This is a genomic window from Sulfurovum sp. (assembly GCF_041551015.1).
Lineage (GTDB): Bacteria > Campylobacterota > Campylobacteria > Campylobacterales > Sulfurovaceae > Sulfurovum.
In genome coordinates this window covers 1-20,779 of sequence record NZ_JBFENQ010000001.1, presented here as the reverse complement: position 1 = coordinate 20,779, position 20,779 = coordinate 1, and the positions used below count along the sequence as shown (strand labels likewise).

15 protein-coding genes are annotated in these 20,779 nt (G+C 35.2%); all 15 read left to right on the top strand.

Annotated features, from left to right (window positions below):
- Positions 1–61 precede the first annotated feature (61 nt).
- A complete protein-coding gene (locus ABZC96_RS00075; protein ID WP_373028189.1) occupies positions 62–2,293 on the top strand; it encodes a DNA translocase FtsK 4TM domain-containing protein in 2,232 nt (743 codons plus the stop codon).
- A 168-nt stretch (positions 2,294–2,461) separates the two neighbouring features.
- Positions 2,462–5,032, top strand: coding sequence for a bifunctional aconitate hydratase 2/2-methylisocitrate dehydratase (acnB, locus tag ABZC96_RS00070; protein WP_373028186.1), 2,571 nt, complete (start codon positions 2,462–2,464; stop codon positions 5,030–5,032).
- A gap of 210 nt (positions 5,033–5,242) precedes the next feature.
- Complete coding sequence (locus ABZC96_RS00065; protein WP_373028184.1) at positions 5,243–5,668, top strand: hypothetical protein; 426 nt, start codon at positions 5,243–5,245, stop codon at positions 5,666–5,668.
- A gap of 513 nt (positions 5,669–6,181) precedes the next feature.
- Positions 6,182–6,775 carry a TetR/AcrR family transcriptional regulator gene (locus tag ABZC96_RS00060; protein WP_373028182.1) on the top strand — a complete coding sequence of 198 codons (594 nt, stop codon included), beginning with the start codon at positions 6,182–6,184 and terminating at the stop codon, positions 6,773–6,775.
- 3 nt (positions 6,776–6,778) lie between these two features.
- Positions 6,779–7,675 carry a hydrogenase gene (locus ABZC96_RS00055; RefSeq protein WP_373028181.1) on the top strand — a complete coding sequence of 299 codons (897 nt, stop codon included), beginning with the start codon at positions 6,779–6,781 and terminating at the stop codon, positions 7,673–7,675.
- Positions 7,672–8,973: a nickel-dependent hydrogenase large subunit gene (locus ABZC96_RS00050; protein WP_373028180.1), complete on the top strand. Its 1,302-nt coding sequence runs from the start codon at positions 7,672–7,674 to the stop codon at positions 8,971–8,973. The genes ABZC96_RS00055 and ABZC96_RS00050 overlap by 4 nt, the downstream gene beginning before the upstream one ends.
- Positions 8,974–9,133: 160 nt before the next feature.
- Positions 9,134–9,898, top strand: a complete 765-nt coding sequence (locus ABZC96_RS00045) for a hypothetical protein (RefSeq protein ID WP_373028178.1) — start codon at positions 9,134–9,136, stop codon at positions 9,896–9,898.
- Between the two features lie 153 nt (positions 9,899–10,051).
- Positions 10,052–11,290, top strand: coding sequence for a hydrogenase small subunit (locus ABZC96_RS00040; protein WP_373028177.1), 1,239 nt, complete (start codon positions 10,052–10,054; stop codon positions 11,288–11,290).
- Complete coding sequence (locus ABZC96_RS00035; protein ID WP_373028176.1) at positions 11,290–13,053, top strand: nickel-dependent hydrogenase large subunit; 1,764 nt, start codon at positions 11,290–11,292, stop codon at positions 13,051–13,053. Before ABZC96_RS00040 ends, ABZC96_RS00035 begins: the two co-directional genes overlap by 1 nt.
- A 10-nt stretch (positions 13,054–13,063) precedes the next feature.
- Complete coding sequence (locus tag ABZC96_RS00030; RefSeq protein WP_373028175.1) at positions 13,064–13,813, top strand: cytochrome b/b6 domain-containing protein; 750 nt, start codon at positions 13,064–13,066, stop codon at positions 13,811–13,813.
- Between the two features lie 25 nt (positions 13,814–13,838).
- On the top strand, positions 13,839–14,414 hold the full coding sequence (locus ABZC96_RS00025) for a HyaD/HybD family hydrogenase maturation endopeptidase (protein ID WP_373028173.1): 576 nt from the start codon (positions 13,839–13,841) through the stop codon (positions 14,412–14,414).
- 477 nt (positions 14,415–14,891) lie between these two features.
- Entirely contained in the window at positions 14,892–16,817 is a 1,926-nt protein-coding gene (locus ABZC96_RS00020; protein ID WP_373028172.1) for a hypothetical protein, read from the top strand.
- A 61-nt stretch (positions 16,818–16,878) separates the two neighbouring features.
- Entirely contained in the window at positions 16,879–17,424 is a 546-nt protein-coding gene (locus tag ABZC96_RS00015; RefSeq protein WP_373028171.1) for a PAS domain-containing protein, read from the top strand.
- Positions 17,425–17,452: 28 nt separating this feature from the next.
- Entirely contained in the window at positions 17,453–18,547 is a 1,095-nt protein-coding gene (locus ABZC96_RS00010; RefSeq protein ID WP_373028169.1) for a YeeE/YedE family protein, read from the top strand.
- Positions 18,548–18,611: 64 nt separating this feature from the next.
- Positions 18,612–20,779: carbamoyltransferase HypF (hypF, locus tag ABZC96_RS00005; protein WP_373028167.1), on the top strand; the 2,168-nt coding region annotated here is incomplete at its 3' end.

Sequence of the window (20,779 nt, the reverse complement as noted above, 5' to 3'; positions counted from 1 at the left end):
AGGTGACTTATTTTAATTTGTTATAATATCTTCATTATTTAATATTAATTTAGGAATGAAATTGAAAATTACAATTATTATTACGGCTATACTTTTTATTTATGCTGCATTTTCTACCATCTTCCATGAAACCGCATTGGTGGGTGATATCGGGAAAAAAATAGGAGATACCAATCTCTATTTATTTGGACATCTTGCATATATCAATATTTTTGTTTTATTCTATCCGCTTTATAAACTTTATACTGATGCTCGTGTGAGAAAAAATATTGATTTTTATTTGGGATGGTTACTCTTTTTCATTGCACTTATACTCTTTAGCGCTTTGGTATTGGAAGCACAGGACAGAGGCTTCATAGGTACACAGATAGTAGAGTTTTTATACCCTCTCATCGGAAAAGCTGGACTCTGGTTGTTCTGGCTGATGATTATGGCACTCTCATTAGTATTCATCATAGATGATGATTTCAGGTTCTCCGGATTTAAGATGAAAGCACCTAAGGTTTCACTCTCTTTTTCTTGGTTGAGTAGTACATTTTCTATGCTTGGAAAAGTGTTGAAAAAAATTTTTACAAATCCTTTTTCTTCACCTTCTCTTGAAGATGAGATGATGCCTGTTTTGGATGTTGTGAAAGATAAACCCAAAAAAGCAGTTGCCAAAAGGAAAGCAGCTGCTTTAAAGGCTTTAAAACAGCATGAAATAGAAAAAGTTCAAGGGCTTGATGAAGTAGAAGATCCTGTATTAAATGAGATATTAGAGCTTGAACATGAAATGGAACTAAGCACTACGCAAGAACAGAATACTAAACACAATCCAAATGTAGAGATTGTCAATGAGCTTGAAGAAAACTCTAAATTGATGGAACAGATCGATAAAGGTACTGTCGTAAAACCTAAAAATTTTAAATTGCCTAAACTTGATTTTTTACAAAAAGCACCTAAGACAACGAAAAAAGTAAATGAGGCAGAGGTAGATAGAAAGATAGAAGAACTATTGGCAAAACTACAACAGTTTAATGTTGATGGTGATGTCGTACGTACATACAGCGGTCCACTGGTTACAACATTTGAGTTTAAACCTGCACCGAATGTCAAAGTCTCTAAGATTTTAAATTTACAAGATGATCTTGCCATGGCGCTTGCAGCAGAAACGATCCGTATACAGGCACCTATACCAGGGCGCGATGTCGTAGGTATAGAGATACCTAATGAAAACATAGATACCATTTACCTTCGTGAGATACTTGAGAGTGATCTATTCCAAAATTCAAGCTCCCCATTGACGGTGGCATTAGGTAAAGATATCGTCGGTAAGCCATTCATTACAGATATTAAAAAACTGCCGCATTTGCTTATAGCTGGAACTACAGGGTCTGGTAAATCAGTAGGTATCAATGCGATGATCCTCTCTTTGCTTTACAGAAACGATCCTGACCAGTTGAAGCTAATGCTCATTGACCCTAAAATGTTGGAGTTTTCCATCTATAATGATATTCCGCACTTGATCACACCTGTGATCACTGAACCTAAAAAAGCTATTGCAGCACTTTCAAACATGGTAGCAGAAATGGAACGTCGTTATAAACTTATGGCAGAGAACCGCACAAAAAATATAGATAATTATAATGAAAAAGTAAAAGCTGACGGTTCGGCAGATCCTTTTCCTTTCATCGTTGTTGTGATAGATGAGCTGGCTGATCTTATGATGAATGGTGGTAAAGAGGTAGAGTATTCTATTGCGAGACTTGCGCAGATGGCAAGAGCCAGTGGTATACACCTTATAGTCGCAACCCAAAGACCAAGTGTGGATGTTGTGACAGGACTTATCAAAGCCAATCTTCCTTCTAGGTTGAGTTATCGTGTAGGGCAACGTATAGATTCTAAAGTGATCTTAGATGCAATGGGAGCAGAGAGTTTACTTGGTCGTGGTGATGCTCTGTTTACTCCTCCTGGGGCAACAGGGCTTGTACGTTTACATGCACCATGGAATAAAGAAGAAGAGATAGAAGAGATCGTTGAGTTCCTTAAAGCACAACGTGTACCTGAGTATGATGAAAGTTATCTTGTCGCGGGTGGAGTTACAGCCAGTGAAGGAGAGGACGGAGATATAGATCTTGACCCTCTTTATGAAGAAGCCAAATCAGTGGTCTTGTCTGACAATAAAACATCTATTTCATATCTACAGCGTAAACTGCAGATAGGCTACAACCGTTCCGCAAACATAATAGAACAGCTTGAAGCGATGGGTGTATTAAGTGCACCGAACGCAAAAGGTAACAGGGAAATAGTCTAATTTCCTGTTATTTATGGAAAAGTCCCTTTTTTAAAATGAATTTGATGCTTTATTTGTAACTATCCGATACAAATAAATTATCTATTTTATACCTTCAACTTATAATATTTGTATTAAAACCATTTTCTGCTAATATCTGCATACAAATACTATAAACAGGAGACCATTATGGCCTTATTAGAAGAATATAAAGCTCACACAGCTGAACGTGCTGAGTTAGGTGTACCACCACTTGCTCTTACAGCAGATCAAACTGCAGAGCTTGTAGAACTACTTAAAGCATCTAGCATTGATGATGCAGCATACGCGATGGAATTATTTGAAAACAAAGTTCCAGCAGGTGTGGATGATGCAGCGTACATTAAAGCAGCATTTTTAAATGATATTGTGCAAGGTAACGTAACTTGTACAGAAATTGATGCAGTAAAAGCTACTGAACTTTTAGGAACAATGTTAGGTGGATTTAACGTTGCACCTCTTGTTGATGCACTTACATCATCTGATGCTGCAGTTGCTCAGTCAGCAGCAACACAACTTAAAAATACACTTCTTGTTTATGATTCGTTCAATGATGTGAAGAAACTTATGGACGAAGGTCATGCTCTAGCTAAAGAAATTGTAGAGTCATGGGCTAATGCTGAGTGGTTCTATAATAAACCAGCAATTGCAGAAGAGATCAAACTTACTGTGTACAAAATCCCTGGAGAAACAAACACTGATGACCTTTCTCCTGCTTCAGAAGCATTTACAAGAGCAGATGTCCCTCTTCATGCAAACTCATTCCTAGTAAATAGAATGGATAACCCATTAGATACTATGATAGAACTCAAAACAAAAGGAAATCCACTAGTATACGTTGGTGATGTTGTAGGTACAGGTTCATCAAGAAAATCTGGTATCAACTCAGTACAATGGCACATGGGTGAAGATATTCCTTATATCCCAGGTAAAAGAACAGGCGGTGTTGTAATTGGTGGTATTATTGCACCAATCTTCTTTAATACAGCGGAAGACTCAGGATGTTTACCTATTCAAGCACCAGTAGATAAATTAGAGACGGGTGATGTGATCACTGTTAAACCTTTTGAAGGTGTTATAGAGAAAGATGGTGAAGTAGTTTCAGAATTTGAACTTGAGCCAAACACGCTTCCAGATGAGATGAGAGCAGGGGGTCGTGTACCACTTATTATTGGTAAAGGACTTACAGCTAAAGCTAGAGAGGCTTTAGGTATGGATGCAGGAGATATCTTTATGACTCCAGCTATGCCTGAAGATAATGGTAAAGGCTTTACACTTGCACAAAAAATGGTAGGAAAAGCTGCTGGTATGGATGGCGTTAAACCAGGTGTTTACTCTGAGCCAGTATGTACTACAGTTGGTTCACAAGATACAACAGGTGCCATGACAAGAGATGAAGTAAAAGACCTTGCAGCACTTAGCTTTGGTGCGGACTTTGTATTGCAGTCATTCTGTCACACATCAGCATATCCAAAACCAGCTGATATCAAATTACATCATACACTTCCAGACTTCATGACTGAGAGAAAAGGATTTACACTTAGACCAGGTGACGGAGTAATTCACTCATGGTTAAACAGAATGTGTCTTCCTGATACTGTAGGAACTGGTGCAGATAGCCACACAAGATTCCCTATTGGTATATCTTTCCCTGCAGGATCTGGTCTTGTTGCTTTTGCTGCTGTAACTGGTATGATGCCACTTACTATGCCAGAATCTGTACTTGTAAGATTTACAGGTGAAATGCAACCAGGTATTACTCTTAGAGATATGGTTAATGCTATTCCTTATCAGGCGATCAAAGATGGTCTTTTGACTGTTGAAAAAGCTGGTAAGAAAAATATCTTCTCTGGTAGAGTACTTGAGATTGAGGGACTTGAACAACTTAAGTGTGAACAAGCATTTGAACTTTCAGATGCTTCTGCTGAGCGTTCTGCTGCAGCATGTACTGTTAAGCTTGATAAAGAGCCGATCATTGAGTACCTTGAATCAAATATTGCACTTATCGAAGAGCTTATCGCTCAAGGGTATGAAGATAAAGCAACACTTGAGAGACGTGCACAAAAAATGAGAGACTGGATCGCAAACCCTGTGCTTCTTGAAGCAGATGCAGATGCAGAATATGCAGCAGTGATTGAGATCAACATGTCTGAGATCAAAGAGCCAATTGTAGCTTGTCCAAACGATCCAGATGACGTTAAAACACTTTCTGAAGTACATGCTGCAGGTCTTAGAACAGATATCGATGAAGTATTCGTTGGTTCTTGTATGACAAACATTGGTCTCTTTAGAGCCAATGCAGAGGTACTTAGAGGTGAAGGTCCTGTTGATACTAGACTTTGGATCTGTCCTCCAACTAAAATGGATGAGAAAACATTGACTGAAGAGGGTTACTACTCTATCTTTGGGATGGCAGGTGCACGTATCGAGCCTCCAGGATGCTCACTATGTATGGGTAACCAAGCAGCTGTTAAGCAAAATGCATGGGTATTCTCTACATCTACAAGAAACTTTGATAACAGACTTGGTAAAGGTTCACAAGTATACCTTGGGTCTGCAGAGCTTGCTGCTGTGGTTGCACTTAAAGGTAAATTGCCAACTGCTGAAGAGTATTTAGCAATCGTTTCAGATAAAATCAAGCCAGAAATGAGTGATGATATCTATAAATACCTAAACTTCAACAAAGTATCTAAAGAAGAACTTGAAGCGATGGTTGAGTAGTCATCACCACGTTTTCTTTCTTTTTCCTACCTTTAAAAAGGTAGGAGATTTTAATCTCTATTTCAATTTTCCCCTTCTTTTCTTTATCTAGTAATATATCTTTTTTACATATTTACTATATTTTCTTAACTAGTTATATAATTAAAACTAATATTATATTATTTTGGTTACAATAAATTGTGTCATAAATAATAAATAAAAGGATTCAACATGGGTATGTTAGTGATTGCAATAGGTATAGGATTTTTTGGAAGTATTATTGTTTTCTTTATAGCTGAAGAAATGTCATTAAAAGATTCTGATTTTTCTGATATCAAGGATGCTTTTACAAAAGAACTTAGTTTAGATGACAGTTTATCAAAATATGGTACTATAAAATATATGGCAATGTATGTTATAGGTGTATTTATCATAGGTTTTTTAATTTCAACACAAATTCTTATACCAAATGGATTTGGCTTAGGATATAGCATGGCATATGTATTTTTGCCATCGTTGATCGGTTCACTTATTATTTTACTGGTAAAATGGAGGTTTCAACCACTTCTTAAACTTATATCTTCATTTATGTTCGGTGCTGGATATATAGGAGCATCTGCATTTTCAGTTGCAGCTACGAATCTTTTTTTAGCTTAAAATGCTTTAAAGGTATCCTCGAATTCTTCGGGGATACAATAGGGTTTTCCTCCATCTACATAGACTAAAACAACTTCCATACTAAAGATCTTCACATCTTCTTTCCATACCTCTTTCAATAAGACTATAAATGAGCGTTGAAGTGTTAATACCTTTGTTGTGACTAGGGTATCATTCTGTCCCTAAGTAGCTAAAAAACTGGCCCTTAGATCACGTACTATAAACCCACTGTTATCACCCAAAGTAGGTTTCATGTTTCGTTCAAAAAGAATCTCTGAACGGACACGTTCAGAATGGCAAATATAATTTTATAAATAAAATGTACACTCTAAAGAATTAAAAAAAGTGTACTCTATAAAAGAGCCGTGATATAACTATTAGGTAGATTTATTAGGTTTAAAATGAAATTTTTGGTAAGTAGATAGATGGAAATTAATATTGAATATGAGTGATTTATTTATAATGTATAATAATTTATGTTAGAATACGTTCAATGATACAAAAAGGAAATTCTTGAAAATAGCAGAAAAGAAAGCATTAAAACGAGAATCTATTATTCAGGCAGCATTACAACTTTTTTCTATAAATGGTTTTCATAAGACAACCATTCCTGATATCGCTACGAAACTTCATATGAGTGTGGGGAATGTCTATAATTATTTTTCATCCAAAGATATCTTAGCACAGGAGATCATAAAGTATACTTCTCAAGCATTGGGTGCAGAGATACATAAAGTTAATATGATGGATGTGAGTGCTAAAGTAAAGATTGAGAAGATTGTTGAAGTTTATTTTATGATGGCGAAAGATAAGCCTGAAATGATAGAGTATTTTCTACGTGTATATCTTTCTAATCGTGAAGTATTTCATCACGGTTGTGAGGGAATGGTCTGTGTTTCTGGGTTTATCACTGAAATTATGATTTTCTTTGATGATTCTGTTTCTTCTGGAGAGTTGCGCAATCAAGACTTTTTTTCTGCTTTTGGGCTATTTATGGGATACTTAGGAGGAATGGTTTTTCTCAAAGGAGAAGATGTATTACCTAAACCCATAGAGGAATATATAGATGATATTTCTTACAACATCTATAATGCATTAAAGGCATAAGGTATGATAAGCCAAAACAAACCTAAATTGCTTTGGCTACAGTCTATCACTTGTAATGGAAACACTCACTCTTTTTTAAACCACCCAGATCTTTTTTTCATACTTTCACATTTTGAATTGGTGCATCATCCAGTACTCGATACCTCATCCAGTATGGAAGATGTTATAGCAGGTATAGTACCTTGTGATATACTCATACTTGAAGGTTCATTTCAAGAAGAAGGATTTTTGAAAAGTGGTGTGGAAGTGTCATCACTTATAGAGAAGTATGCAAGTAAAGCGAAACATATTATATCTGCGGGTACTTGTGCAACTTTCGGAGGAATATTTAAACAAAAAAATCCTGATGCAATTTCCGGTTTTTGTTTTGATGCCGAAGAGAAGACAAAGCGTTATAATACATATGCTTCTAAACTTATATCGCTACCTGGCTGTCCAATACATCCTAAGTGGCTCTCTTATGTTCTTTTAATGATATCAGGAAAGAAAGATATTCCCATTGATAACTTACATCGACCAGTAGAACTTTATGGGTACACAGTACATACAGGGTGTACGCGTAACGAGTATTTTGAATGGAAGATTGATACAAAAAACTTTGGCCTTAAAGAAGGTTGTCTCTTTTATGAATCTGGATGTCAAGGCCCTTACACAAGAGGAAGTTGTAACAAGATACTATGGAATGATACAAGTTCTAAAACACGTGTCGGGACACCGTGCTTTGGTTGTACTGAGCCTAACTATCCACAAGATTCACTCTTTAAAACAAAGACTAACATGGGGATACCTAATAAGATGCCACTAGGCGTATCTAAACGAGCATATCTGACACTTACCGGGATAACGAAGAGTTTCACAATAAAACGTTTCTCGGAACGACTTATGGACTATGACAAATGAATAAAGTAACTGTTAAGAAACTTATAGAAAAGATAGAAGGTGAAGCGGAATTGGATTTCACATTTAACCAAGGTAAGATAGAGGATGTAAAGATAAACTTTGGATTTTACCGTGGTATAGAAGAAATACTTAGAGGTAAAGATGCACGGGATGCTTTGGTGATAACACCACGGGTCTGTGGTATCTGTAACCATGCACATCTATTAGCTGCGGTACGTGCCATAGAAAATGGATATGAAAATGCAGGGTTAAGAGTAAATCTTACTTCTAAAGCAAATGACATACGAGAATTCACCTTGTCATGTGAGCTCATACAAAACCATATTAAATGGCTTTATATGACTATACTTCCTCAGCTTGAAAAGTATGTAGGAGTTGTTAGTGAAGAAAACTATGCGATTAAGGCCACATATCTTACCTCTACTATTACTAAAGCACTAGCTATCTTTGCAGGACAATGGCCACATTCTTCTTACGCAGTTCCAGGTGGAGTGACCTGTGATCCTACGCATCTTGATGTGATGCAAGCACAAAGTCTTGTAGATGAAAGTATTAAATTCTTTGAAGAGGTGATGATTGGACTTTCTATAGATGATTATTTAGCAATAGAATCTGTCTCTTCCTTCGGTCATATACAAGGTGACTTTGGCAAACTATTACATCTTATGGTTGTTAATGATATGGGCGATAAAGGATACAGTCATGACAGATTTATTGTCTTTGGAGACTGTATACTTTCTAAACCAGGAAAGTCTATTGTTACAAATGTTACAAATATTGATACACGTTACGTGAGAGAAGATGAGCAAAAAGATACTGTTGCAAAGGCTGTAACCTATAAAGATAAATTTTATGAAGTAGGACCCCTGGCTAGAGGTATGGTTGCTAAGACTCCCATAGTAAAAAGTTTACATAAACGCTACAAAGATTCTGTATTATCACGAGTCTTCGCACGCATGCATGAAGTAGCACTTTTATTAGATTACTCTAAAAATTTACTCCAAAACTTAAAATTAGATGAATCATCATGTGTATTGGATGCAGATGTGAGACTTAATGAGTTTGAGGGTACAGGCATTGTAGAAGCTGCAAGAGGCTCACTCATACATAAGACAACCGTAAGAGATGGTGTCATTACAAATTATGATATTATTACACCTACTCAGTGGAACCTTAGTCATTCTACAAGAGAAGAACAGGGCATAGCGATAGAAGCTATGATTGGTTCATCAAGTATAGAAGAAGCAACGTTTATTTTTCGTACATTTGATGTCTGCTCTGTTTGTACTACACAATAATATAATACACATTTAGCTTATTCCAAAAATAAACAAAAATAAATATTTTTCATAAAATGAATAGTTATTCATTTTATTTTAAGTTTTTTTACCTACTATACTGAATACTCATTCATTTTTATGGAGAAATGTAATAAATTAAGTATAGTAAAGGGTCATAATGGACAATATGGTCATGAGTCGAATGAATCTTCCTTCTTTAGGTATTGCTGTAAGAACACTATTTACAGGTTATTTACTTGTTATGGCAGTGGGATTTATAATGTCAGGGATTCAAATACTTTTAACACATGGTATGGCAGATGGTAAATTAGGTGTATCAGTTGATGACGTTGTTTATAGCTATCATGGTAATAGAAAGTCTTCTAAATTAGAAGTAAAGTTACATGGTTCTATGAAAGATAAAGCGAGTGATAAAGATAGAACAACATTAGTCAAATGGGCAAGAGAAGGGGCACCTTTAGAACATTGGAAAAAAGTCGAACCAATTTTTGCAGCGAATTGTGTGCAGTGTCATAGTTCAATACCAGGATTACCTGAGTTTACTGAGTATGAAGAAACAGCTGAAGTGGCAAAAACAGATATGGGTGCATCGGTAGATTCTCTAACTAGAGTTTCACATATTCATCTTTTTGGTATTGCCTTCATATTCATTTTTGTCGGGTACATATTTTCTTTAGCTGTAGGGTTTAATGAAAAATTTAAAGCTTTCATCATCGCGATTCCATTTGGATTTTTAATTATAGATATATCTTCATGGTGGATCACATCTATATACCCTGGATTTGCGTGGTTCACAATTATAGGTGGTTTTGGTTATATGTTGGCTTTTATAATAATGTGGACTACATCAATGTATCAGATGTGGATACTTCCTCGTAATGGTAAAGTGTATCGCATAAATGAATGGAATGATGAGAGATAGAAGTAAGTGTATAGTATTTTTTTATGATAAAAGATAAAAAAATATAAAATATTTAATAAAAATGAATGAATATTCATTTTTATTTAAGTTTAATTTGTTTATTATGGTGAATGAATATTCAATAATATTTTGAATAAAAAAAAAGGAGAACAGATGAGTATGGATAAACAAGAGTCAGTAAAAAAACTTTTTACCGCTCAAAGTGCGAAGGTGGACACAAATAAAGGTGATACATATTACGATGAATTGTATCTTAAATGCCAAGCAAGACTTGAAGACTTAAAAAAATTGGAGCCGCTTAACAATAGATTGGATTTCACAGAAAGTATTGAAGAAGAAGGTCTTGAAAGAAGAGATTTCCTTAAATGGGCATCTGCAACAACTGCAATGTTGATGTTACCAGCTTCATTTACACCTTTGGTTGCTGAAGCAGCTGTTATGATGAACCGTGTACCTGTTATATGGCTAGAATTACAGGATTGTGCAGGTAACTCTGAAGCATTACTTAGAAGTGATGGGCCAAAAATTGATGAAATTATTCTTAATATCATCTCTTTAGAATTTCATGAAACATTACAGGCTGCATCAGGACATCAAGCTGAAAAACAGATGGATGAAGCGGCAGAACATTTTCATGGTAAGTACCTTCTCTTTGTAGAAGGAGCTATACCTATGGGATTGAACGGACAATACGGAACGATCGGTGCAAAAGCTGAAACATTCCATGATCATTTACTACGTATGGCAAAAGGGGCTGCGGCTGTTGTAGCGGTAGGTTCATGTGCAACATACGGAGGTATTCCTGCCGCTGCTCCAAACCCTACAGATGCTGTAGGTGTGATGGATGTGATAAAAGGTAAGCCAGTCATCAACATTCCAGCATGTCCAGCAAACCCTTCAAACATGGTAGGAGTGATCTTACACTATGTATTGACTGGTTCAATTCCTGAGCTTGATTCTCTACTTAGACCTAAGTTTGCTTTTGGATATAGAATCCATGATAACTGTGAAAGAAGAGCACACTTTGATGCTGGTGAATATGTAGAAGAATGGGGTGATGAAGGGGCTAAAAATAACTTCTGTCTCTATAAGGTTGGATGTAAAGGTCCAATGACCTTTAATAACTGTTCCATTATACGATACAACGAAGGTGTAAACTGGCCTATTGGAGTTGGACGAGGGTGTATCGGTTGTTCCGAACCGGATTTCTGGGATAAATATGCATATGAAAGACCAATGTCAGATGCCAATATTAAAGCACCTACAGGTGGTGTAGAAAAAACAGTTGATGAGTTTGGTTTAGGATTGCTTACCGTAGCAGGTATTGGTATAGGTATTCATGCAGCCGCTAGTGCTGTTGCAGGTAAAAGAGTAGAAGAAGGAGAAGAGTAATGTCTAAGAAACATATAATCGTTGATCCTATTACAAGAATCGAAGGACATCTTCGTATTGAAGCAGTAATAGATGAGAATAATAAAATTGTAGATGCTTTTAGTTCATCAACAATGTTTAGAGGTATAGAAACGATCCTCAAAGGAAGAGATCCTAGAGATTGCGGTCTGATGGCAATGCGTATCTGTGGTGTTTGTACTGGTACACACTACCAAAGAAGTATCGAAGCGGTAGAGGATGCATTTGATATCACTATACCTAAAAATGCACGATTGGTAAGAAACTTGATTCAAGGGGCACTATATGTACATGATCACCTTGTACACTTCTATCATTTACATGCACTTGATTTCGTAGATGTTGTAGCAGCGACAAAGGCAGATCCTTATAAGACTGCAGCAGAAGCAGCCAAATGGGCTCATGTGGCGGGTGTGGCTCCATTTACTTCGGATCCAAATGAATTTAAACTCATACAAGAACGTATTGTAAAGTTTGTTAAAGAAGGAAGATTGGGTATCTTCGGAAATGGATATTGGGGTAATGACCACTATGAACTTACACCTGAACAAAACCTCATTGGTGTAGCGCACTATCTTAAGGCACTTGATATCCAAAGAGATATGGCTAAAATGCAAGCTATATTTGGTGGTAAAAACCCACATCCTCAATCTATTGTTGTTGGTGGAGTTACTTGTGTTCAGGATATTAAAAACCCTGCGAGAATTGCACTCTTTAAACAGTTATTAAAAGACAGTACCGAATTTGTAAAAAGAGCCTATCTTCCAGATGTATATATGGCTGGAACTATGTATGCTGAAGAAGCAACTGATGCAGATGCTACATATAAAGGCGTTGGTGGAACGGGAGGTGGAATTCTAAGTTATATGTCTTATGGTGACTTTAGACTTGATGATACAGGTTTCTATAAAGCAGAAACCCTTTTCCCTTCAGGACTTGTACTTGATGGTGATATTACCAAAGTATTGGAAGTTGATCAAGAGAAAATCACTGAAGATGTAACACATGCATGGTATGAAGGAACAGGTGCTCCAGAACATCCATATGAGGGAACAACCATTCCGAAATTTACAGGGATGGAAAAGAAAGAAGATGGATATTCATACTTGAAAACAGATGAAAAGTATTCTTGGATCAAGTCTCCTCTTTATGATGGTAAAAAAGTAGAAGTTGGACCTCTTGCACGTATGGTAATTGGATATGTAAAAGGTGATAAGAGAATTACAAAATATGTAGGAAACTTCTTAAAAAGAGCAAACTTGCCTGTAACAGTTCTCTTTTCTACTGTTGGTAGAACTGCAGCGCGTGCTATAGAGACGGAACTTATGTGTGATGTTATGATGGAATGGACTGATGAATTGGCAAAAAATGCGGCTATGGGAGACCTTAGTACTTGGACAGAGTTTGACTTTGATAATGTAAGTGTTGATACAAAAGGTGTGGGACTTGCAGAAGCACCAAGAGGATCTTTAGGACACTGGGTAAAAGTGAAAGATGGAAAAGTTGAAAACTATCAAGCGGTTGTTCCATCAACATGGAATGCAGGACCTAGAGGTCCAAATGGTGAATTGGGTGCTTATGAGGCAAGTCTTATTGGTACGAAAGTAGCAAATCCTGAAGAACCACTTGAAATCATTAGAACTATCCATAGCTTTGATCCATGTATCGCTTGTGCCGTGCATGTTGTGGACACAAAAGGTAAGGAGTTAGCTGTGTATAAAGTTGATCCTACCTGTGCCTTCTAAGGAGGTTGTGATGAAACCCGGATATAAAAAAATTGAACGGATGAATGCTACAGCGCGTATCATCCACTGGACCAATGTCATTTCGATGATTGTTGCTGTGATAACGGGGCTTTATATCGCTCATCCTTATTATCAAACCTTTATTGCTGACCCTGCGGTAGACAAATATGTTATGGCATGGAATCGTTGGGGGCACTTTATTGTTGCGATTATCTTTGATGTTACATCGATTGTTATTTTTTATCTTGCTTTTGCAACGCGTTTCCTAAAGGTGAAACCATATAAAAAAGATATTCCAAATCAAAGTAATATAAAACAATTCTTTGAAGTATTTTTAAATCTTGTAACGCTTAATAAACGTAAAAAGTTTGATTCAAGTTATCTTGATAGCTTTAATGCAGTTTATTTCACGATATTCCATCTCTTATTAGTGTGGATGCTTTTGACTGGACTTCAGCTATATGTACATGGTTTAGCTTCTGGCCTTAGTTCAATTGGTGAATGGTGGCCATGGATGTTACACTTTATAACAGACTGGACGATTCCTGTAAGTGGTTGGCTAATTGGTGCTGGACCTACAGCTTCTATTATGGATGTGCGTATTTCACACCATTATACGATGTGGTGGATAATTGCTTGGGTAGTCTTTCATATTTATTATCAAGTATGGCGTAGCATCTTCTGGAAAGAAGGTGATATTAATATTGTTGTAGGCGGTGGTAAATATGTAAAAATAAAAGAAGGTGACAAAGAAGCATAGTACTTCTTTGTTTAAAGGATAAAAATTGGCATATGAAAAAGTAGCACTTATCGGTATAGGTAATATTATGTTTCATGATGAAGGTCTTGGGGCTTACTTAGTGAAGTACATAGAAGAAAATTATGAAATACCAGAGTGTTTGACGATCGTTGAAGGTGGGACATTAGGTTTTACGCTTATGACTTACTATCAAGAATATGACAAGGTTATCGTTGTTGGTACAGGCTCAAAAGATGGTCCAGTAGGGACTATATCTTCTGAGTCTAGTGAAGAAGTGATACGTCATGGCTCTACAATACGTCAAACTGCGAACGAAGTAGAAATAACTATGATGCTTGAGATCTGTTCTTTTCATGAAGATATGGGAGAAGTACAACTGATAACAATGGTACCAGAAGATATTATAGATGTATGTAATGGACTTACACCATCAGTGCTAAAGCATATGCCGAAACTTGTAGATGCTACATTGAAAGAGTTGGAAAACTCCGGCATTACATTGAAAAAAAATATTGGTGATGTAGTTTCGTTTGAGAGTATCGTAGATGCTTATGCTAATCCAAAAATTGGAGATTATAATGACATGTCAATGTTAGCATAAAATTATGTAGTACTCAGCTGGGTAAGAAAACATATGTTTGTCCATCTTCACATAGATAAATATGTTTACTTGGTCCACCTTAATTTATACTAAACTCTTGCTCATGCTGAACCAGTTGAGTAGTACATATATTATAGTTGACATTTATTTAAAGTAACATTGTTTAGTACACAGCCAGATAGGATAGGAAAATTATAAGTTATTTTATCATTTACCTTGTCCCAAAGTAGAGTCCTGTAGAACCTTTTATTTGTATGACTCTTTTCCTTTTTTATCTGGTTGTGTAGTAAATAATCATTATGTATTATTTATGAAAGTATAAAATATTATTGTTTAGTACACAGCCAGACAATCAATTATATCGTTGAATAGTATAACACTGAAAATTGATTTAAAGAAAACATGCTACCTCCGATTGCTATGTTTATCTCGTTCCTTTGTGTCTGGTTGTGTAGTAAATAATCATTAGGAGTTTACATGTACTTTATTTTTGAAATTGAATTCTTTTCTAATAAAAATTATCTTTCTGATCTTATATTGGCTTATGCTAAACAAGAACAAATGAAAATAGATGTTATACAAAGTAATGACAAAATAGTAATGGTTTTTGATAAAAATGATGAACAACTTGAAAGTTTTTTAAATGGAATGGAGGAGGTGCTTCCTGCATCACTTTTTTTAGGTAATGGTAAACATTATTTTTCAGATGTAAAACCAGCATTATTACCCATTACTAAAGTAAATTTACCAATTAACATCGCACCTTGTCCTACATGTCAGAAAGAGATGTTTGACGTAAGTAGTCGTCGTTATTATTATCCTTTTACATCTTGTAACCACTGTGGTACACAACATCCATTTCTAGACAAGTATCCTTATGATCGTACCCATACAGTGATGAAGTTTCTTGTTCCATGTACTGACTGTCAAGAAGAAGCTAAGAGTAATGCTTTGCGTTTGGACTATCCTCTTATCTCATGTATTGAATGCGGAGTTTCAATCCGTATGCTTGATAAAGAGAGTGAACATTTGGCATTAAACAAGGGGGACTTTAGAAAACTTTTTGAAGTTTCAGGAAGAGCCATTGCTGAAGGAAAAAGTGTGTTAATGAAAACAGCACATGGTTACAGAAAATTTTTTAAGCCGACAGTAGAATATAGTCCAGTAAAAAGTACTTTATTGATGGCAGATTCAAATGGATTTAATACGCATCTTATGATGGTAATACAAGAATTCAACGCACTTTTAAGTATAGAGAGACCACTACTGCGTGTCGCAACTAAAAGTGATGAACTTAAAGCGCTTTATGGATCATCTGTACAAGTGAAGTACCCAGACGATGGTATGACTATGTTGCTCGCACGTGAAATAATGAATACAGGATTACAGTATATTTCGTATATTGAGTGTAATACAGATGAAGAAGCAGATTTTTTAGTAGATTTTGATATGCCAATTAATGCACAAAAAGACACAAAGATATTTATTAATCAAGATAAAAAACTTTTTGTTTCTGGTGAACGTATAGTATTTCCTACTGTAGTAGAAAATAGTAAAAATTCGGTTTCTGTGGCATATGGTTTAGCTTGTGTAAAGGTTGATAATCTCAGTATCATAGACTCAGTAGAAGTTTTTGATTCGGTTCAAACGGATGCGTTGTATGTACTTGAGGGTGAAGATTTTGAGAGTGGACACAGTAATGAACATCGCTTTTTACCGTGGAAAGCTTCTATGATGTCTGTACTTGCAGAACATGGGAAAATAGGTCAAAAGGCAATAGGTGTGCACTTTGATGGTACATTAAATTTTCTCTACTACAACGGTAAAGAAGTTATCAATGCTGTTCCTGCTATACCTTTTGAGTCTGACAATCTTTGGGAAAAAATTTCTACACTTAGAGAGGGATCAGACAGACTAGTAGTAAACTACAAAAAAGCTTATCCTGAAGTGTTTGAACGTTTAGATAATCTTGCAGGTGATATGGATATCTTCGAAGTCACAGCTATAGCATTAGGTCTTGAAAATGAAAGTTTTGAAGGTATATCAGCACAAGCATTAAGCTTTTTAGGAAAAGGTGGTTTACAGATAGACACCAGAGTTAAAGATAATCGTTTTGATAACTATGCATTTTTAACAAGTATTATGAGTTATCAGCTTGGAGATGTAGAGAATAACTTTATGTGTTATAGCATTTATGAGTCATTTGGAGACTATATTGGTGAGATTGTTCCTCAGCTTATGGAAAAGACTGAAGCAAAAATCATCACCCTAACAGGCGAAACTTTTGCCAATCAATCACTTTATGGGCGCATACAAAGAACATTGGGTGCAAAAAATCCATTGATGAATAAAAATTTTCCTATAGGGAAAGAGAATGCAGTGTATGGGGCAATGTACCTATGAGATAGTTTGTAAATAATTTTGATAATGAAAGTTATATAGATATAAATTTAAAGGAGTAGTTATGTTAACAAAAGAGTTAAAAGTCGATAAAGATGCTAGTTATTCTTCAAGTACAGATCAGAATGGAATAATCATTTCAGTTAGTACGGATTTTGAGAATCTCTCTGGATATAGTAAAAATGAGTTAAAGAGTAAAAACCATAATATAGTTAGACATCCAGATATGCCCAAAATAATATTTAAAAAGATGTGGGATGCTTTAAATAGGGGTGAAGAATCTATTACTTATGTTTTTAATCATGGGAAAGATGGTGGTTATTATTGGTTAGCGAATAGAACATATTTATTTTCAAGAGATGATCAAGGTGGAGCTAGATACTTCTCATATAAAAGTGTAATGTCTTCTCGAGCAAAGCATTATATGTTAAAACTTTATGCTCGTTTGCTAGACGAAGAAAAGAAAGGTGGCATTGAGGCATCTGAAAAATATTTAAGTGAATATCTTGAATTTAGAGGTGTAACTTTTGATGAATATATGAAGACATTTTTGGATAACAGTGGATTTGTAAAAACTGGTTTTTTTATGGCAAGAAAACTTTTTTCATAAAATAAAGTATAGAGCATGAAGGTTTAATATGGGAATAATCAATATAGAAAATTATGAAATATTTGAAATAGTCAATATAGTAGCCTTATTAATGGGTATTACTTTTGGTGTGATTGCACAAAAAACGCAATTTTGTTTTAATGGTGCTATCAAAGATTATATATTAATATCCTCGACTAAAAGAGGTTCATCTGTAATAACTGCTATGATCACGGCTATAATTGCAACTCATATGTTGACTTTGTTTTATGATATAGATCTAACTGAAACTGTATGGTTAAGAGAAGAGATAAATTATTTTACAATTATAATAGGCGGTAGTTTATTTGGGATAGGTATGATGATAGCAGATGGTTGCAGTAGTCGTCATTTAGTGAAGTTTTCACAAGGTGATATAAACTCCATAGTGACATTGATTTTTATTGCCATATTTGCATATGCTAGTACAAAAGGTATTTTAAATAATCTTGTTTACACTTTGTCTACAAATGAAATATTATTAAACTTGTCTTCATATATTGTAAATGGACAAGTAAATATATATATAGTACTTTCTTTTCTATTTTTAGCATGGTTTTATTTAACTAAAAGTTTTAAAAGAATTTCATCATTAAAGGATGGATTACTTGTTGGATTATTAATAGCTTTTGGGTGGTACTTAACTGGTGTGTATGGTGCTGAAACTTTGGAGTTAGACACAAGATATGTTCCATTTACAAGTATAACTTTTGTTGGTCCAATTTCAAAAACATTAGACTTTATAACTCACTACAAGACAAGTAATTTGAATTTTGGTATTAGTATAATTCTAGGAGTACTTATTGGTGCTTTTAGTATGTCTAGAATTGATCCAAAGTACAATTTAGGGTGTTCATCAAATATTAAAGTTAATAAATTAAAAAATAGTATGATAGGTGGTGCCTTAATGGGTGTCGGTGGAGTACTTTCCATAGGTTGTACTGTAGGACAAGGGTTGACAGGATTTTCTACATTGGCTTTTGCATCAATAGTAGCTATATTTTCTATATTTGTTTCTGGATCTCTAATGGGTCTATATCTAAATAAGAAAAATAAATTACCTATGTGTTTTATTTTTGAATGGGATGATGAAAAGAAAAAGTAAGAGATGGCTTTTTTGATTATGATATAATTTTCTGTGGAATATTTTAAGGCAATAAAGAAGATGAATGCAACACAATACCTATAAGATTATTATTAATGGTACAGTGCAAGGTGTAGGTTTCCGTCCATTTATCTATCAACATGCTATAGAGTTACGCCTTATGGGTACTGTTTCTAATGGTACAAAAGGTGTAGAAATAATCATTAATACTACAGAAAAAATATTACAAATTTTTTTACAAAAGATAAAAAATAATTTACCTCCATTAGCCTCTATTGATAGTATCCATACAGCAACTACAGACCTTAAAGTATTTAAAGATTTTCAAATTATTTCAACAAATAAAGAGGGAAAAAGAACTGTTCGAATACCTCCAGATGTATCTATTTGTAAAGAGTGTCAAGATGAACTATTTGACCCTTCCAACCGTCGTTATGGTTATCCGTTCATTACTTGTACAAATTGTGGTGTTCGTTATTCTATTATTAATGACTTGCCCTATGACCGTAAAAATACTTCTATGAAATTTTTTGAGATGTGTAATACTTGTGAGAAAGAATATACAAATCCGTTAGACAGACGCTATCATGCACAGCCAATTGGTTGTTGGGATTGTGGACCACAGTTAGCATTATTTGACAATACAGGTCAGAATGTTTTCAGTGCAAAAATTATCGATAAAGCAGTAGAACTTATCTCTAAAGGAAATATCATTGCTATTAAAGGTGTAGGTGGTTACCATTTGATATGTGATGCGACCAATGATGATGCTGTGAAAAAGATGCGAGAACGTAAAAGACGACCGTCAAAACCATATGCAGTGATGGTTTCTAATCTTGAAGAAGCAAGAAAAATAGCTGTTATGAATGAACAAGAAGAGGAATTACTCACATCTAAAGAACGTCCTATCATATTATTGGATACTAAAGAGAGAACCTATAGTAAATATGTAGCACCAAACATCTCTAGGATAGGACTCTTTTTACCGTATACACCCTTGCATGTATTACTGCTTAAAAAACTTAATCGACCTTTAGTAGCTACTTCTGCAAATATAACCGATGAGCCTATCTGTACAAGTATGGAATCACTTAAGAAGTTACAAAGTGTGTATGACTATGTACTAGATTATAACCGTGACATAGTCAACGGCTGTGATGATTCTGTAGTGATGGTGGTCAAAGAGCGACAAATCATGCTTAGACGAGCAAGAGGATATGCACCTTCTAGCATCAAACTTCCGTTTAAACTAGATAAAAACATATTAGCTCTTGGAGCAAACCAAAAAAGTACTATTGCTATAGGTTTTGACAAAGAAGTCATACTCTCTCCACATATAGGTGATTTAAACAGTATTGATTCTGTAGGATATTTTGAAAAAAACATACAAACATTAGGACGTATTTATGATTTTAAGCCAGATATGGTGATGTATGATAAACATCCAAACTATGAATCGACTAAATATGCTTTAGCTAATTATGAAAATACAAAAGGTGTCCAGCATCACTATGCACATATCTTAGGAGTGATGGCAGAAAAGAAAATAACAACTAAAGTATTAGGTGTAGCATTTGATGGAACAGGATATGGTGATGATGGGAACCTCTGGGGTGGTGAATTCTTAGTTTGTGATTATGAAGGATTTGAGAGAGTAGTACATATAGAGTACTTCAAACTGCTCGGAGGAGCTAAAGCCATCAAGGAGCCTAAAAGAGTAGCGTTGAGTTTACTATTTGATATATATGGAGAAGATGCTTTAAGTCTTGATATACCAACTATAAAAGCTTTTTCTACTGTTGAGTTAAAGAGATATTTTGTTGCTTGGGACAAAGGCTTAAATGCTCCATTCAGTTCTTCAGTCGGTAGAATTTTTGATGCTGTTGCATCTTTACTTGGTGTATGCCAGGTGATGAGTTATGAAGGAGAGAGTGGCATGTTACTTGAAGAGTTGTATGATGATAGGGTAGAGGGGTGTTATCCTTTTGGATACAGGGATGGAAAGATAGACATACTCCCTATAATAAAAACTATGCTCTTAGAGAAAGATATCAACATAGCCGTATCAAAGTTTTTTCATTCGTTGATAGAGATAATTTATACAATTCATAAGCAGTATAATTTACCCCTTATCTTAAGTGGAGGAGTGTTTCAAAATAGGATATTACTTGGCTTAGTTTTACAAAAGATACCTCAAGCTATTATTTCTAATGATATACCCCCCAATGATGG

Coding starts and splice junctions, on each gene's coding strand:
- acnB (WP_373028186.1), top strand. CDS start 2,462: ATGGCCTTATTAGAAGAATATAAAGCTCACACAGCTGAACGTGCTGAG.
- ABZC96_RS00065 (WP_373028184.1), top strand. CDS start 5,243: ATGGGTATGTTAGTGATTGCAATAGGTATAGGATTTTTTGGAAGTATT.
- ABZC96_RS00055 (WP_373028181.1), top strand. CDS start 6,779: ATGATAAGCCAAAACAAACCTAAATTGCTTTGGCTACAGTCTATCACT.
- ABZC96_RS00050 (WP_373028180.1), top strand. CDS start 7,672: ATGAATAAAGTAACTGTTAAGAAACTTATAGAAAAGATAGAAGGTGAA.
- ABZC96_RS00045 (WP_373028178.1), top strand. CDS start 9,134: ATGGACAATATGGTCATGAGTCGAATGAATCTTCCTTCTTTAGGTATT.
- ABZC96_RS00040 (WP_373028177.1), top strand. CDS start 10,052: ATGAGTATGGATAAACAAGAGTCAGTAAAAAAACTTTTTACCGCTCAA.
- ABZC96_RS00035 (WP_373028176.1), top strand. CDS start 11,290: ATGTCTAAGAAACATATAATCGTTGATCCTATTACAAGAATCGAAGGA.
- ABZC96_RS00030 (WP_373028175.1), top strand. CDS start 13,064: ATGAAACCCGGATATAAAAAAATTGAACGGATGAATGCTACAGCGCGT.
- ABZC96_RS00020 (WP_373028172.1), top strand. CDS start 14,892: ATGTACTTTATTTTTGAAATTGAATTCTTTTCTAATAAAAATTATCTT.
- ABZC96_RS00015 (WP_373028171.1), top strand. CDS start 16,879: ATGTTAACAAAAGAGTTAAAAGTCGATAAAGATGCTAGTTATTCTTCA.
- ABZC96_RS00010 (WP_373028169.1), top strand. CDS start 17,453: ATGGGAATAATCAATATAGAAAATTATGAAATATTTGAAATAGTCAAT.